This window comes from Pseudomonas sp. GW823-FHT02C05 (assembly GCF_058797595.1).
In genome coordinates, this window is sequence record NZ_JBXAJU010000002.1 from 482235 (window position 1) to 497573 (window position 15339).

Here is a 15339-nt window from a genome sequence, read left to right on the forward strand (position 1 = left end):
GATGGGTTTCAACCTTTCCGCCTGGGCGTTGCGCAATCGCCAGATCGTTCTGTTCCTGATGCTGCTGCTGGCCATTGTCGGTGCGCTGTCCTACACCAAGCTGGGGCAGAGCGAGGATCCGCCTTTCACCTTCAAGGCCATGGTGATCCGCACCAACTGGCCCGGGGCCACGGCCCAGGAAGTCTCGCGCCAGGTCACCGAGCGCATTGAAAAGAAGCTGATGGAGACTGGCGAGTACGACCGCATCGTGTCCTTCTCGCGGCCGGGGGAGTCCCAGGTGACCTTCATCGCCCGGGACTCGATGCACTCCAACGAGGTTCCCGAGCTGTGGTACCAGGTACGCAAGAAGATCAGCGATATCCGGCAGACCCTGCCGCCCGGTATCCAGGGGCCGTTCTTCAACGATGAGTTCGGCACCACCTTCGGCAATATCTATGCGTTGACCGGGCAGGGCTTCGACTACGCGGTACTCAAGGACTACGCCGACCGCATCCAGATCCAGCTGCAACGGGTCAAGGACGTGGGCAAGGTCGACCTGCTGGGCCTGCAGGACGAGAAAATCTGGATCGAGCTGTCCAACGTCAAGCTGGCGACCCTGGGCCTGCCCCTGGCGGCGGTGCAACAGGCCCTGGAAGAACAGAACGCAGTGTCCACCGCCGGGTTCTTCGAGACCCCGAGCGAGCGGGTGCAACTGCGGGTGTCGGGCAATTTCCAGACCGTGGAGCAGATCCGCAATTTCCCGATCCGCGTCGCCGGTCGTACCTTCCGCATTGGTGATGTGGCGGACGTGCGTCGTGGTTTCAACGATCCACCCGCGCCGCGCATGCGCTTCATGGGTGAAGACGCCATCGGCCTGGCTGTGGCGATGAAGGAGGGGGGTGACATCCTGGTGCTGGGCAAGGCCCTGGAAGGCGAGTTCTCGCGCCTGCAGAAAAGCCTGCCGGCGGGGATGGAACTGCGCAAGGTGTCCGACCAGCCGGCGGCGGTGAAGACTGGGGTGGGCGAGTTCGTCCGGGTGCTGGCCGAGGCCCTGATCATCGTGCTGCTGGTGAGTTTCTTCTCCCTGGGAGTGCGGACCGGGATGGTGGTGGCCCTGGCGATTCCCCTGGTGCTGGCGATGACCTTCGCCACCATGTACTACCTGGGGATCGGCCTGCACAAGATTTCCCTGGGGGCACTGGTGCTGGCCCTGGGCTTGCTGGTGGACGACGCGATCATTGCGGTAGAGATGATGGCGATCAAGATGGAGCAGGGCTTCGACCGGATCAAGGCCGCCAGCTTCGCCTGGACCAGTACCGCCTTCCCCATGCTCACCGGCACCCTGATCACTGCGGCGGGCTTCCTGCCGATCGCCACGGCCCAGTCCGGCACGGGCGAATACACCCGTTCGATCTTCCAGGTGGTGACCATTGCCCTGGTGGCCTCGTGGATTGCAGCCGTGGTGTTCGTGCCGTACCTGGGGGAAAAACTGTTGCCGGACCTGGCGAAGATCCACGCCGCCAAGCACGGCGCCGAATCCAATCCCCACGGTACACCCTTCTACCAGCGGGTCCGGCGGGTAGTGGGCTGGTGCGTGGAGCGGCGCAAGACGGTGATCGTCCTGACCATCCTGCTGTTCGTCGGCTCGGTGATGCTGTTCCGTTTCGTTCCCCAGCAGTTCTTCCCGGCCTCGGGTCGCCTGGAACTGATGGTCGACCTGAAGCTGGCGGAAGGCGCGTCCCTGAGCAACACCGCCGATGAGGTCAAGCGCCTGGAAGCCCTGCTCAAGGAGCATGCGGGCATCGACAACTACGTGGCCTACGTGGGCACCGGTTCGCCGCGGTTCTACCTGCCGCTGGACCAGCAACTGCCGGCCACCAGCTTTGCCCAGTTCGTGGTGCTGGCCAAGAGCATCGAGGAGCGTGAAGAGCTGCGCGGCTGGTTGATCGAAACCCTCAACGAGCAGTTCCCGGCGCTGCGCTCGCGGGTCACGCGCCTGGAGAACGGGCCGCCCGTGGGCTACCCGGTGCAGTTCCGGGTCACCGGCGAGCACATCGAGGAAGTCCGCGCCCTGGCGCGCAAGGTAGCGGCCAAGGTGCGAGAGAACCCCCATGTGGTCAACGTGCACCTGGACTGGGAAGAGCCCAGCAAGGTGGTCTACCTGAACATCGACCAGGACCGGGCCCGGGCCTTGGGAGTGAGCACCGCCAACCTGTCGAAATTCCTCCAGAGTTCGCTGATCGGCTCCACCGTCAGCCAGTACCGGGAAGACAACGAGCTGATCGAGATCCTGCTGCGGGGCACCCGCGAGGAACGCACCGAGCTGTCGTTGCTGCCGAGCCTGGCGGTGCCTACCGAGAATGGCCAGAGCGTGTCCCTGTCCCAGGTGGCGACCCTGGAGTACGGCTTCGAAGAAGGGGTGATCTGGCACCGCAACCGCCTGCCCAACGTCACCGTGCGCGCCGATATCTACGGCAAGGAGCAGCCGGCGACCCTGGTGCAGCAGATCCTGCCGACCCTGGAGCCGGTTCGCGCCGAGCTGCCCGATGGTTACCTGCTGGAAGTGGGTGGCACGGTCGAGGACTCGACCCGGGGCCAGAACTCGGTGAAGGCCGGCGTGCCGCTGTTCATCGTGGTGGTGCTGACCTTGCTGATGATCCAGCTGCGCAGTTTCTCGCGCACGGCCATGGTGTTCCTCACGGCGCCCCTGGGATTGATCGGGGTCACCTTGTTCCTGCTGGTGTTCCGCCAGCCCTTCGGCTTCGTGGCCATGCTCGGCACCATTGCCCTGTCGGGGATGATCATGCGCAACTCGGTGATCCTGGTGGACCAGATCGAGCAGGACATCAAGGCGGGGCACAAGCCCTGGGATGCGATCATCGAAGCCACGGTGCGGCGTTTCCGGCCCATCGTGCTGACCGCCCTGGCGGCGGTGCTGGCGATGATCCCGCTGTCGCGCAGTGTGTTCTTCGGGCCGATGGCAGTGGCCATCATGGGTGGGCTGATCGTGGCGACGGCGCTGACCCTGTTGTTCCTGCCGGCGCTGTATGCGGCCTGGTTCAGGGTCAAGAAAACCTAGGAACCGGTATGCGGGAATACATCCTGTAGGAGCCGGCTTGCCGGCGAAGAGGCCCTTGGGGCAGGCGCTTGTCCTGGCGACGTCTTCGCCGGCAAGCTGGCTCCTACAGGTAGCGGGGAGGCTTACAGGGTGCCGAAGACTTTCTTGGCCAGGCTGGTGGCGGCTGCCGCCGGGTTCTGGCGAATGGTTTCTTCCTGCTTGCCGATCATTTCGAACAGGCCATTGAGGGCTTGTTCGGTCACGTAACTCTCGATGTTGGCGCTCTTGGCATCCAGCACGCCGAGCGTCGCAGCCTGGCCGGCGAAGGAGTTGTACTGCTTGGCCAGGCCGACCTGGTCAGTGGCCTGCTTGACGATCGGCAGGAACTTGGCGCGGATCTGCTCGCGGCTGCTCTTGTCCAGGTATTGGGTGGCGGAGTCCTTGCCGCCGGCAAGAATGCCCTTGGCGTCAGCCACGGTCATCTTCTTCACGGCATCCACCAACAGGGCCTGGGCTTGCGGCACAGCGGCCTCGGCAGCCTTGTTCATGCTGGTTTCAAGCTGATCGACCTGGTCGCCCATGCCGAACTGTTTCATTTTTTTCGCGACCTTGCCCAGGTTGCCCGGCAGCTCGATGCGCACCTCGGGGTTGTTGCTGAAACCACCTGGGGTGCCCAGCTGTTTGACGGCGATCTGCGCACCCTGGGTCAGGGCATCTTTCAGGCCACCGCTGGCGTCACCCTGGGACAGGTCGCTCAGGGACAGGGCCAGGGCGCTGGCGGAGATCAACAGGCCAGCGCACAGGCTGGTGAAACGAAGCGAAGTACGGAGCATGGCGGCTTCCTTGTGCAATAAGAATTAACGAACAGCATCGACCCGCAGCTTCAAGGGCTGCGGGTCGCTGCCGTCGAGTTTAACGGCGTTGTTTTCGGTGGTGATGAAGACCAGCTGGCCAGCCACTTCAATCCGCGCGCTGACCGAATAGCGGTGGCCGGGCTTGACCTGGGTCGGGTCGTAGCTGAGGTGAAAGGGCAGCGGCACCTGGCCCTTGACCGGACCGCTCTGCTCGGCCAGGACCACGGCAGGGGCGTCGGCCAGTGACACGTCCTGCAGGCTCACGCTCAGGGTGGCGGCCGGAGGCAGGGCGATGCGCTGCAAGTAGAAGACTTCGCCGTCGAGGCTGGCCTTGGCAGGGGGATTCATGGACTGGCAAGCGCCGAGCAGCGCGGTGGCGGCCAGCAGGCTGAGCTTTTTCATCGCGGATCTCCGTATCGAGGGCGCCGCAGCTGCTCCGGCGCCCGTAAGAATCTAGTCGTTTTGCGCAGGTGCCGCGAGCTGGTCGGCGGCGTCTTCGCTGCGGTGCAGGGCGACCTGGCGGATCGACAGGCGAATTTCTGCCGGCAGCACGCGCTTGGCGGCACCTTCGGCCAGTTCCCCCAGTGCTTCGTGGTAGCTCAGCTTGCCGGCTTCGTCGCGGCGCAGCACACCCTGGTCCAGCAGGGTCTGGATAAAGTGGCGGAACAGGCTCTTGTCGAAGAACTCCGGGGCATTGAGGCCATGCAGGATCGACAGGCGCTGGGCCATGACCGTGCACAGGTCTTCCAGCTCCTCGGCGCTGATGCTGTTCTGGCCGCTGTTGAGCAACAGGGAAATGGCCATGTAGAAGCGTTGCAGGGTCTGGGCAATGCTCTTGGACAGCAGGGTCAGCAGGACGAAATGCCGCGAGCTCGGGGCCGGACGCTGGTACAGGTCCTTCTCGAAGCGCAGCAGGCCCTGTTCGACAAAGGCCTCCAGCCACTGGTCCACCACCGCGTCCAGCTCATCCAGCGGCCAGCGGATGAACAGCTCCGATTGCAGGTAGGGATAAAGCGCGCGGGTATAACGCAGGATCTGTTCGCGGCTCATGCGCGACGAGCTCTGGAAGAAGCTCGCCAGCAACGCCGGCAGGGCGAAGATGTGCAGCACGTTGTTGCGGTAGTAGGTCATCAGGACGGCGTTCTGCTCGTCCAGGTAGAGGATCTTGCCCAGGGCGTCGCTCTGTTCGGCCAGCAGGTCCATGTCCTTGACGTGCTGGATCAGAGCCCGGCCGTCGCCTTCGGGCAAGGTGGTGTGGGGCGAGTAGGGCACGCGACGCAGTAGCGCCAGGTACAGGTCCAGGACCCGCGCCATGGCGCGGTCGTCCAGGGCCAGGCGGGTGGTGGAGAGCAGGGCCAGGGCCACCAGGTTCACCGGGTTGATCGCCGCGGCTTCGTTGAGGTGCTGGGCCACCCGCTCGCCGAGACGGTTGGTGGCTTCATTGAGCCAGGCCGGGCGGTACTGCGGGCCCAGCTCCTGGGTCCGCCAGTCCGGCTGTTCCTGGTCGAGGAATTCCGCCAGCTTGATCGGTTCGCCGAAGTTCACTGCCACCTGGCCGAAGCGCTGCTTGAGGGCGCCGATGACCTTGAAGATGTCGAAAATCGACTCTTTCTTCTTGCTCGCGCCGCGCAGCTCGCCCAGGTAGGTCCGGCCTTCCAGCACCCTTTCATAGCCGATGTACACCGGTACGAAGACGATGGGCATGCGCGAGGAGCGCAGGAAGCTGCGCAGGGTGATTGCCAGCATCCCGGTCTTGGGTTGCAGCATGCGCCCGGTGCGCGAACGGCCGCCCTCGACGAAGTACTCCACCGGGAAACCCTTGGTGAACAAGGTGTGCAGGTATTCGTTGAACACCGAGGTGTAGAGCGGGTTGCCCTTGAAGGTGCGGCGCATGAAGAAGGCCCCGCCGCGACGCAGCAGGCCGCCGATCACCGGCATGTTGAGGTTGATCCCGGCGGCGATGTGCGGCGGGGTCAGGCCGTTGCGAAACAGCAGGTAGGACAGCAGCAGGTAGTCGATATGGCTGCGGTGGCAGGGCACGTAGATCACTTCGTGGCCCTGGGCGATCTTCTGCACGCCTTCGAGGTGGTTGACCTTGATCCCGTCGTAGATCTTGTTCCAGAACCAGCTCAGCACCACTTCCAGGAAGCGGATCGCGGTGTAGGTGTAGTCCGAGGCGATCTCGTTGCCGTAGCGCAGGGCCTGGGCCTTGGCTTTTTCCGGGGAAATCTTTTCGCGCTCGGCCTCGTCGAGGATCGCCTGTTTCACCAGGGGCTGGTTGAGCAGGCCCTTGACCAGGTTGCGCCGGTGGGAAATGTCCGGGCCGATGACCGCAGCCTTGAGGTTGCGAAAGTGCACCCGCAGGATGCGCTGGGCCATGCGCACGGTGCGCTCGTGGCCCTTGTTGTGCTCGATCAGCTCGCGCAGGTTGATCGGTGCGGAGAACTGCACCCGGGTCTTGCGTCCCAGGATCATGATGCTCAGCAGCCGGCGCAGGCGCCCGGTGACCGCCCAGCTGTCGGCGAACAGCAGCTTCCACGGGCTCGACTCGCTGTCCGGCGACTGGCCCCAGAACACGCTGACCGGAATGATCTGTGCATCTTCGGCGGCATTCTGGGTCAGTGCGCTGACCAGCCGGGTCAGGGTCGGTGGCGCCCCGCGCTTGTCCTGGCGACCAAGCCAGTCGGGCTCCGGGGTCAGGTAGAAGAAGGCCGCCGGTTCCAGCAGGTTGCCCACCGACACCGGCAGTACCGGACGTGGCAGCCCGGCCTTGGTGCATTCGGTATCGACCACGGCGAGATCGGTCAGGGACGGGTTTTGCAGGACGTAGAACACCGGTCGGCTGCGGTCGAGGTCGAGGGTGAAGGACGACTGGTTGATGGTTTCCGAGCGGACCCAGAGGTACAGCAGTCGGCGCAAGGTGCCAAACACAAGACGGCGGATCGGGGAGCGGGTCATACGGCTTCTGCGTGAGTGAGTAGAAAACCGAGCAACTGCTCGGGGCCGGTAGTGTGCCGGATTCGCCGAAAATCGGCAAAAAAGCGCCGAAACAAGATTGAGTTGAGAGTTTTTACGCCTGTCATATACTCGGCCGACTCTCCCGCGGTCGTATCGCTTTCACTCATAGAGAGGCAGGCTGGGGGAAAGTTCTCAGGGTTTGGTTGCAGTGCGCCAATCCAATAATAAAAAAATGAGGTATGGATTCATGACTACTCGTGAGACAGGCAACGTGAAGTGGTTCAACGACGCCAAGGGCTACGGTTTTATCCAGCGTGAAGGCGGGGCGGACGTATTTGTCCACTACCGGGCGATCCGTGGCGAAGGCCACCGCTCCCTGACCGAAGGCCAGCAGGTGGAATACGCTGTGGTCGAAGGCCAGAAAGGTCTGCAAGCCGAAGACGTCGTCGGCCTGTAACCCACCCTGTAGGAGCTGGCTTGCCAGCGAAGGCGCCCGTCTATCGAACGCAAGTCTTGAAGGCCTCTTCGCCGGCAAGCCGGCTCCTACGGGTATGCACTGTTCAGGCAGTGCGCCAGGTAATCTCTTCTTCACCGTCGGCGCTGATGCGAATCCAGCGATCGGCGGACTCTTCACCCTCTTCCTCGACCCAGCTGCCCGGTGCGCAGCGCACCTCCACATTCAACGCGGCAAAGGCGGCGCGGGCGCAGGCGATGTCGTCATCCCACGGGGTCTGGTCGCTTTCCAGGTACAGGCTGTTCCACTTGCCCACGGCCTTGGGCAGCCAGGTCACGGGCACCTGGCCTGCGGTGCATTTGTAGGTCTGGCCTTTTTGTACCCAGTCGCTGCACGGGCCAAGCACGGCGCCCAGCCAGGCGGCGATGGCCTTGTAGTCGACGTCGGCGTCTTTCAGGTAAATCTCGATATCGGGCTGGCGCATGGATGTCCTCATTGCCGGTCTGAAAAATCCATTCGCGGATTTCTTCGGCCGCGAGCACAGGCTCGGGGCCTTGGGTTTTAGTGGGTTATTGCAGCACGAAGTAATCGTAGCGCATCGATACGCTGACCTCGAAAGGCTCGGCCTGCTCGATCACCGCGGCGCGGCGCTCGGCGCTGGCGCGCCAGCCGTGGGGCGTCATGGCCAGCAGGTTGGCGCGGTCTTGCGGGCGTTCCAGGTGCAGCTTGAACTCCAGGGTTTCGCTGTGGGCCAGGGCCATGCCTTCGGGCACCAGGGCCAGGTGCTTGTCGTCGGTGTATTCGCGCACTTCGTCGTACAGGCGTTCGCGCAGTTCCATCAGGTGGCCGCTGGTGGGACCTACCTTCATCAGGCCGCCGCCGGGGCTGAGCAGGCGCTTGGCCTCCCGCCAGTCGAGGGGGCTGAAGACGCTAGCCAGGAACTGGCAGCTGGCGTCCGCCAGGGGGATGCGCGCCATGCTGGCGACCATCCAGGTCAGTTGCGGGGCACGACGGCAGGCGCGCTTCACCGCCTCCCGGGAAATATCCAGGGCGTAGCCATCGGCAGCGGGCAGGGCCTGGGCCAGTTGCGCGGTGTAGTAACCCTCGCCACAGCCGATGTCGACCCAGCGCTGGGGCGCGCGTTCTGCCGCCAGCTCCGCCAGGCGCCGGGCCACCGGGGCGTAGTGCCCGGCGTTGAGAAAGTCGCGGCGGGCCTCGACCATGGCCTGGTTGTCGCCCGGGTCACGGCTGTTCTTGTGCTGCACCGGCAGCAGGTTCAGGTAGCCCTGGCGTGCCCGGTCGAAACGATGCCCGGCCGGGCAGACCACGCCGTTGTCCACGGCGTTCAGCGGGGCACTGCAGAGAGGACAGGCAAGCATCAGGCGAGCAACTTGATCAGGGTCTGGTAGTAGATTTCGGTCAGCACATCGAGGTCGCTGGCCAGTACCCGCTCGTTGACCTGATGGATGGTGGCGTTGACCGGGCCCAGCTCCACTACCTGGGTGCCCAGGGTGGCGATGAAGCGCCCGTCGGAGGTGCCGCCACTGGTGGAGGCCTTGGTGTCGCGCCCGGTGACCTGCTTGATGCTGGCCGATACCGCGTCCAGCAGGGCGCCGGGTTCGGTGAGGAACGGCAACCCGGACAGGGCCCACTCCACATGCCAGTCCAGGCCGTGCTTGTCGAGGATGGCCGCGACCCGCTGCTGCAGGCCTTCCACCGTGGATTCGGTGGAGAAGCGGAAGTTGAACAGCGCGGTCAGTTCACCGGGAATCACGTTGGTGGCGCCGGTGCCGGAATTGAGGTTGGAGATCTGGAAACTGGTGGGTGGGAAGAAGGCGTTGCCGTCGTCCCAGTGCTCCGCCGCCAGTTCCGCCAGGGCCGGCGCCGCCAGGTGGATCGGGTTCTTCGCCAGGTGCGGGTAGGCCACGTGGCCCTGTACCCCGCGCACGGTGAGCTTGGCGCCGAGGGAGCCGCGGCGGCCGTTCTTGACTACGTCGCCCACCAGGCTGGTGCTCGAAGGCTCACCGACGATGCACCAGTCCAGGCGCTCCTTGCGTGCCGCCAGGCGCTCCACCACGGCCTTGGTGCCATGGTGCGCGGGGCCTTCTTCGTCGCTGGTGATGAGGAAGGCTACCGAGCCCTTGTGGTCCGGGTAGTCGGTGACGAAACGCTCAGCGGCTACCAGCATGGCCGCCAGGCTGCCCTTCATGTCCGCTGCGCCACGGCCGCAGAGCATGCCGTGCTCGTCGATCAGAGCGTCGAACGGGTCGTTCTGCCAGGCCTGGACCGGGCCGGTAGGCACCACGTCGGTGTGGCCGGCAAAACACAGCACCGGGCCTTCATGCTGGCCATGGCTGGCCCAGAAGTTGTCCACGTCCTCGATGCGCATCGGTTCCAGCTTGAAGCCGGCATCCCCCAGGCGCTGCATCATCAGCTTCTGGCAGTCGGCGTCGATCGGCGTCACCGAGGGGCGACGGATCAGATCACAGGCAAGTTGCAGGGTCGGCGAAAGCTCGGCATGGGCCGTCATGGGTAACTCCGGTGCAAGGCATTGTGCAGGAGCCGGCGGGGCGGCGAGGGCGGTTTAATCGATACACCGCGTTGCTTGGTTCGCTGGCAAGCCAGCTCCTACAGGGTTGGGCGAGGCGCGCAAAATGGCGGATATCTTAAAGCAAAACGGCGGCCAGAGGCCGCCGTTTAGTGCTTTGGATCGATTTAGGCTGCGGGAGCCGGCTGGCTTTCTTCCGCCGGTTTTGGCAGCGACGAAAGGAAGGCCATGACCAGCGCTGCCACGTAAGGCAAAGACTGCACCAGGAGCATGGTCACCCAGAAGCGCATGTCGTTGCTCGGCAGGCCCTGCACCAGGAAGATCCCCAGCGCCGCGCCCCACAACAGCAGCATGATGAACAGCTCTTCCCGGGCTTCCGAGATCGCCACCCAGAAGCCGTGGTTGTCGGCGTTCTTCGGGGTGCGGAAGAACGGAATGCTGCTGGTGAAGAAGCCGTACAGCACCGCCTTGGCGATGGTGTGGGACAAGGCCAGGCCCGCCAGGGCCGCGCAGAACGCGTCCTTGAGGTTGACCCCCACCGCACGGCGGTAGAGGAAGATGATCTTGCCCACCTTGAACACGAACAGCGCCAGCGGCGGGATGGCGAAGATCAGCAGCGGCGGGTCGACCCGTTGCGGCACGATGATCATCGCCGCCGACCACAGCAGGGCGCCGACGGTGAAGAAGATGTTCATGCCGTCCGCTACCCACGGCAGCCAACCCGCGAGGAAGTGGTAGCGCTGGCCACGGGTCAGCTCGGTGTTCTTGCCGCGCAGCAGGCTGGCGGTGTGGCGCTTGATGATCTGGATCGCGCCATAGGCCCAGCGGAAACGCTGCTTCTTGAAGTCGATGAAGGTGTCGGGCATCAGGCCCTTGCCGTAGCTTTCGTGGTGGTACGCCGCCGACAGGCCTTTCTCGAACACCCGCAGGCCCAGCTCGGCGTCTTCGCAGATGCACCAGTCGGCCCAGCCCAGCTCTTCGAGCACTGTGCGCCGGGTCATGGTCATGGTGCCGTGCTGGATGATCGCGTCACGGTCGTTGCGGGTGACCATGCCGATATGGAAGAAGCCTTTGTATTCCGCGTAGCAGAGCTTCTTGAAGGTGCTTTCGTTCTGGTCGCGATAGTCCTGGGGCGACTGCACGATGGCGATCTTCGGATCGGCGAAGTGCGGCACCATGTGCTTGAGCCAGTTGCGGTCGACGCAGTAGTCGGAGTCGATCACCGCGATCACTTCGGCGTCCTTGGCGGTGTGCGGCAACAGATAGTTCAGCGCACCGCCCTTGAAGCCGGCCAGGGGCGCGACGTGGAAGAACTTGAAGCGCGGGCCGAGGGTCTCGCAATAGGCCTGCACCGGTTCCCAGACCGCCGGGTCCTTGGTGTTGTTGTCGATGATCAGGACTTCGAAGTCCGGGTAATCGAGGTTGGCCAGGGCATTGAGGGTCTGTTTGACCATCTCCGGCGGCTCGTTGTAGCAGGGCACGTGGATCGAGACTTTCGGCCGGTAGCTGGAGTCCCCCTCCACCGGCAGGAATTCGCGCCGGCGCTTGTGGATCCACACCGCTTCGGCCAGTTCATGGGCCTCGGTCAGCAGCACGATGAACACCCCCAGCGCGCCGAGGGCCAGGAGGAAGCCCACCGTCAGGCTGAACCAGGTGCTGTATTGCTGGCTGTAGTCGTAGCCGATCCACACCAGCACCGAACCGCAGAGGAACGCGATAAAGGTCAGGAAGGTGCGGCCGCGCTGGCGCAGGGCCGAGCCGTCGATCATCAGCAGGGTCAGCGACAGCAGCGCCAGCACCACCGAGCCGATGGCCAGCACCCGCCATTGCGGGATGGCCACCACCGGGCCTTCGAAGTTGAATTTCTGCTGGCGCGCGGCGTTGAACACGCCCCAGTAGGCGCCCACCGAACCTTCGTCGCTGGCCTTCCACGGCTGGTCGAAGGCTTCGATGACAAAGTAGTTGTAGCCCTGGCGGTTGAGCTTGTTGACCAGGGTACGCAGGTAGATCGCCTGGTCCGCCGGGCTGGCGTCGGCGCCACCACGCATGCGGCCGTTGCTCGGCCAGCCGACCTCGGACAGCAGCAGCGGTTTTTTCGGGAACATCTTCTTCAGGTCCCGGGCGCGGTCGAGGACGAACTGCTCGGCCTTGTCCACCGGGATGAACTCCCAGTAGGGCAGGATGTGCGCGGCGATCAGGTCGACGTGCTTGGCCAGCCCCGGGTTTTCCTCCCAGACGTGCCATTGCTCCGAGGTGGTGACCGGAACTTTTACCGCGGCACGCACCCGGTCGAGAATCACCGACAGTTGGTCGGCGGTGATTTCCTTGCGGAAGATCGCCTCGTTACCCACCACCACCCGCACGACGCTGCGGGAGGTATTGGCCAGTTCGATGGCACGCATGATTTCCCGCTCGTTGCGCTCCAGGTCCGGGCTGATCCAGATCCCCAGGGTCACGCGCAGGCCGAACTCTTCCGCGAGCCTCGGGATGTCTTCCAGGCTGCCGTCCACCGAATAGGTACGGATGTTGTCGGTCAGCTTGCTCATGATCTCCAGGTCGCGACGCATTTCATCGTCGGACGGGTACTGGTCCTTCTGCGGGAACTGGCCCTGCTGGAAAGGCGAGTAGGAAAAACCGGAGATCTGTTCCGGCCAGTCGGGGGCCGAGACCGGGCGATTGATCAGCGCCCAGAAACCGGTGAACAGCGCGGCAATGGCCAGCACTATCACCAGGTTGAGTCCAAATTTACGCGATGACATAGCTATTTCGGGTTCCAAAAGGTGTGGAACGAGGGAAGGGTTGGCAGGCGCCAAACGGCGGGCATCCTACACCGGCCCTCAACTGAGCGTACAGCGCACAGAGGAAAGCCAGACCTTGGGCACTGTATTCGGGTTTAAGTTCTTTACTTGTAGCTTCAAGGTTAAAACTTGTCGCGTTGAGGCCCTATAATGCGCGCCGGTTTTTTAGGTGATGGTCATGAGTACAGAAGATCCACGGTTTGCCGGCGTCGCCCGTTTGTATGGCATTGAAGGCCTGGAGCGGCTGCGGGCGGCCCATGTGGCGATCGTCGGAGTCGGCGGGGTCGGTTCCTGGGCGGCGGAAGCCATCGCCCGTTGCGGGGTGGGCGAGATCTCGCTGTTCGACCTCGATGACGTCTGCGTCAGCAACAGCAACCGCCAGTTGCACGCGCTGGACAGCACTGTGGGCAAGCCCAAGGTCGAGGTCATGGCCGAACGCCTGCGGGGCATCAATCCGGGCTGCAGGGTGCACGCGGTGGCGGACTTCGTCACCCGCGAGACCATGGCCGAGTACATCACCCCAGACATCGATTGCGTGATCGATTGCATCGACAGTGTCAATGCCAAGGCGGCGCTGATTGCCTGGTGCAAGCGACGCAAGATCCAGATCATCACCACCGGCGGCGCGGGGGGGCAGATCGACCCGACGCTGATCCAGGTCTGCGACCTGAACCGTACCTTCAATGACCCGTTGGCCTCCAAGGTGCGGTCCACCCTGCGCCGCGACTACGGTTTCTCGCGCACCGTAACCCGGCACTACAGCGTGCCTTGCGTGTTTTCCACCGAGCAGCTGCGTTATCCGAAGCCGGACGGCAGCATCTGCCTGCAGAAGAGTTTTGTCGGCGATGGCGTCAAGCTCGACTGTGCCGGCGGCTTTGGCGCGGTGATGATGGTGACCGCGACCTTCGGCATGGTGGCGGCGACCAAGGCAGTGGACAAGATTGTCGCCGGCGTGCGCCGCCCGTCGGAGCGCAGCAAGCCCGCCGCCCCGTAGGAGCTGGCTTGCCAGCGAAGAGGGCCGCGAGGAGGGTGCAAGGCTTATGGGCCTGTTGGCCAGCAAGCAGGCTCCTACGGAGTTAGGGGGCGCTGGCCAGTTCGCTCATGCGTTGCAAGACGGCGTTCAGGCCATTGCTGCGTGAAGGCGAGAGTTGGCGCGACAGGCCCAACTGGTTGAACCAGTCGGCCAGGTCCACTTCCCGCAACTGCTGTGCCGTCAGGCCATTGACCCGCGCCAGGAGCAGGGCCACCAGCCCGCGAATCAGCCGCGCGTCGCTGGCCGCGGCAAACTGCCAATGACCGTTTTCCAGGGCCGCCACCAGCCAGACCTGGCTTTCACAGCCGTGCACCCGGTTGGCCTCGACCTGGTCGGCCTCGCTCAGGGGCGGCAGGCGCTCGCCCCATTGCATCAGCAGGCGCGCCCGCTGTTCCCAGCCGGCAGCCCCCTGGAAAATCTCCAGGGCGGCGACGGCATCCGCCGGCAGGCTCATCGCAGCAGCTCCAGGGCCTGATCCAGGGCTTCGAAGAAACGCTCCAGGTCCTCGGAATCGTTGTACAGCGCCAATGACACGCGAATCGCTCCGGCCAACCCCAGGCTCTTCATCAGCGGCATGGCGCAGTGGTGCCCGGCGCGTACGGCAATGCCTTGTTCGGTCAGCAGGTGCGCCAGGTCGGCGTTGTGCACCCCATCCACGACAAAACTGACCAGGGCCACTTGCGGCGAGCCCAGCAGGCGGATGCCATTGCGCGCCTGCAAGCCGTGCAGCAGGTAGGCGTGCAGCGCTGCTTCTTGGTCGGCCAGTGCTTGCTGATCCAGGCCGGCGAGATAATCCAGGGTGGCACCCAGGCCGATGACCCCGGCAATCGGCGGTGTACCGGCCTCGAACCCCAGGGGGGCGGGGCGGAAGCTGGCGTGCTGGTAATCGGCGTCCTGGACCATTTCACCGCCGAACTGCCAGTGGCGCAGGCCCTTGAGTGCTGCATGACGGCCAAACAGCACGCCGACCCCATCCGGGCCGTACAGCTTGTGACTGGAGAACACATAGAAGTCGCAGCCCAGGGCCTGCACATCGTGGCGGCCATGGACCACGCCCTGGGCGCCGTCGATCACCGTCAGTGCGCCCTGGGCCCTGGCCATGGCCAGCAGTGGGGTCAAGGGTTGCCAGGCGCCAAGCACATTGGACAGCTGGCTCACCGCCAGCAAACGGGTGCGCGGGCCGATCAAGCGGCTTGCCGCGTCGACGTCGATCAGGCCGTCCGGGTCCAGGGGCAGGACCAGCAGCTTGAGCCCGCGACGTTGGGCCAGTTGCTGCCAGGGCAGCAGGTTGGCGTGGTGCTCCAGGGCGCTGATGACGATTTCATCGCCCGGGGAAAATTGGTGCTCCAGGCCGTAGGCCAGAAGATTCAGCGCGGAGGTCGCGCCGTGGGTGAAGACGATCTGCCCACTGTCACCGGCATTCAGCCATTGGCCGACCTTGCTGCGGCTGTCTTCGAACGCTTGGGTGGCGTGGGCGCCCGGCAGGTGTTGCGCACGATGCACATTGGCCGCGCCATTGGCGTAGTAGTGCGCCAGCGCGTCCAGCAGGGCTTGGGGTTTTTGCGTGGTGGCGGCGTTGTCCAGGTACGTCTGGTCCTGGCGATGCAGGGCGGCGATGGCCGGGAAGTCGGCGCGCCAGGGGGAGGCTACAAGCATG

Annotated in this window: 12 protein-coding genes; 3 read left to right on the forward strand and 9 right to left on the reverse strand. The window is 64.4% G+C overall.

The window, feature by feature from the left end; genetic code table 11:
* Position 1: 1 nt before the first annotated feature.
* Complete coding sequence (locus AC1RGE_RS13175) at positions 2–3058, forward strand: efflux RND transporter permease subunit (protein WP_011059506.1); 3057 nt, start codon at positions 2–4, stop codon at positions 3056–3058.
* A gap of 122 nt (positions 3059–3180) precedes the next feature.
* On the opposite strand, the gene AC1RGE_RS13180 is transcribed toward AC1RGE_RS13175, so the two are convergent.
* From AC1RGE_RS13180 to plsB, 3 genes are read right to left on the reverse strand one after another with little or no spacing between them, the layout of a single operon-like run.
* A complete protein-coding gene (locus AC1RGE_RS13180) occupies positions 3181–3870 on the reverse strand; it encodes a DUF4197 domain-containing protein (protein ID WP_011059507.1) in 690 nt (229 codons plus the stop codon).
* 24 nt (positions 3871–3894) lie between these two features.
* A complete protein-coding gene (locus tag AC1RGE_RS13185) occupies positions 3895–4293 on the reverse strand; it encodes a YbaY family lipoprotein (protein ID WP_262213032.1) in 399 nt (132 codons plus the stop codon).
* Positions 4294–4344: 51 nt separating this feature from the next.
* Positions 4345–6849 carry a glycerol-3-phosphate 1-O-acyltransferase PlsB gene (gene plsB / locus AC1RGE_RS13190; protein ID WP_401261397.1) on the reverse strand — a complete coding sequence of 835 codons (2505 nt, stop codon included), beginning with the start codon at positions 6847–6849 and terminating at the stop codon, positions 4345–4347.
* A 247-nt stretch (positions 6850–7096) separates the two neighbouring features.
* On the opposite strand from plsB, the gene AC1RGE_RS13195 reads away from it, so the two are divergent.
* Positions 7097–7306, forward strand: a complete 210-nt coding sequence (locus tag AC1RGE_RS13195) for a cold-shock protein (protein WP_011059510.1) — start codon at positions 7097–7099, stop codon at positions 7304–7306.
* A gap of 103 nt (positions 7307–7409) precedes the next feature.
* Here the strand turns inward: AC1RGE_RS13195 and AC1RGE_RS13200 are convergent, their stop codons facing one another.
* From AC1RGE_RS13200 to AC1RGE_RS13215, 4 genes are all read right to left on the reverse strand, one after another.
* Positions 7410–7787 (reverse strand): hypothetical protein, encoded by a 378-nt coding sequence (locus AC1RGE_RS13200; protein WP_011059511.1) that lies wholly within the window; start codon positions 7785–7787, stop codon positions 7410–7412.
* An 85-nt stretch (positions 7788–7872) separates the two neighbouring features.
* Positions 7873–8682, reverse strand: a complete 810-nt coding sequence (locus AC1RGE_RS13205; protein WP_072451176.1) for a putative RNA methyltransferase — start codon at positions 8680–8682, stop codon at positions 7873–7875.
* Positions 8682–9833, reverse strand: coding sequence for a succinyl-diaminopimelate desuccinylase (gene dapE / locus AC1RGE_RS13210; RefSeq protein ID WP_019093668.1), 1152 nt, complete (start codon positions 9831–9833; stop codon positions 8682–8684). The genes AC1RGE_RS13205 and dapE overlap by 1 nt, the downstream gene beginning before the upstream one ends.
* Positions 9834–10018: 185 nt before the next feature.
* Positions 10019–12610 (reverse strand): glycosyltransferase, encoded by a 2592-nt coding sequence (locus tag AC1RGE_RS13215; RefSeq protein WP_011059514.1) that lies wholly within the window; start codon positions 12608–12610, stop codon positions 10019–10021.
* 211 nt (positions 12611–12821) lie between these two features.
* On the opposite strand from AC1RGE_RS13215, the gene tcdA reads away from it, so the two are divergent.
* Complete coding sequence (tcdA, locus tag AC1RGE_RS13220; protein ID WP_019093667.1) at positions 12822–13643, forward strand: tRNA cyclic N6-threonylcarbamoyladenosine(37) synthase TcdA; 822 nt, start codon at positions 12822–12824, stop codon at positions 13641–13643.
* 82 nt (positions 13644–13725) lie between these two features.
* Here the strand turns inward: tcdA and AC1RGE_RS13225 are convergent, their stop codons facing one another.
* Both AC1RGE_RS13225 and AC1RGE_RS13230 read right to left on the reverse strand, forming a co-directional pair.
* A complete protein-coding gene (locus tag AC1RGE_RS13225; RefSeq protein ID WP_011059516.1) occupies positions 13726–14136 on the reverse strand; it encodes a SufE family protein in 411 nt (136 codons plus the stop codon).
* Positions 14133–15338, reverse strand: a complete 1206-nt coding sequence (locus AC1RGE_RS13230; RefSeq protein ID WP_019093666.1) for an aminotransferase class V-fold PLP-dependent enzyme — start codon at positions 15336–15338, stop codon at positions 14133–14135. Before AC1RGE_RS13230 ends, AC1RGE_RS13225 begins: the two co-directional genes overlap by 4 nt.
* Position 15339: the final 1 nt, after the last annotated feature.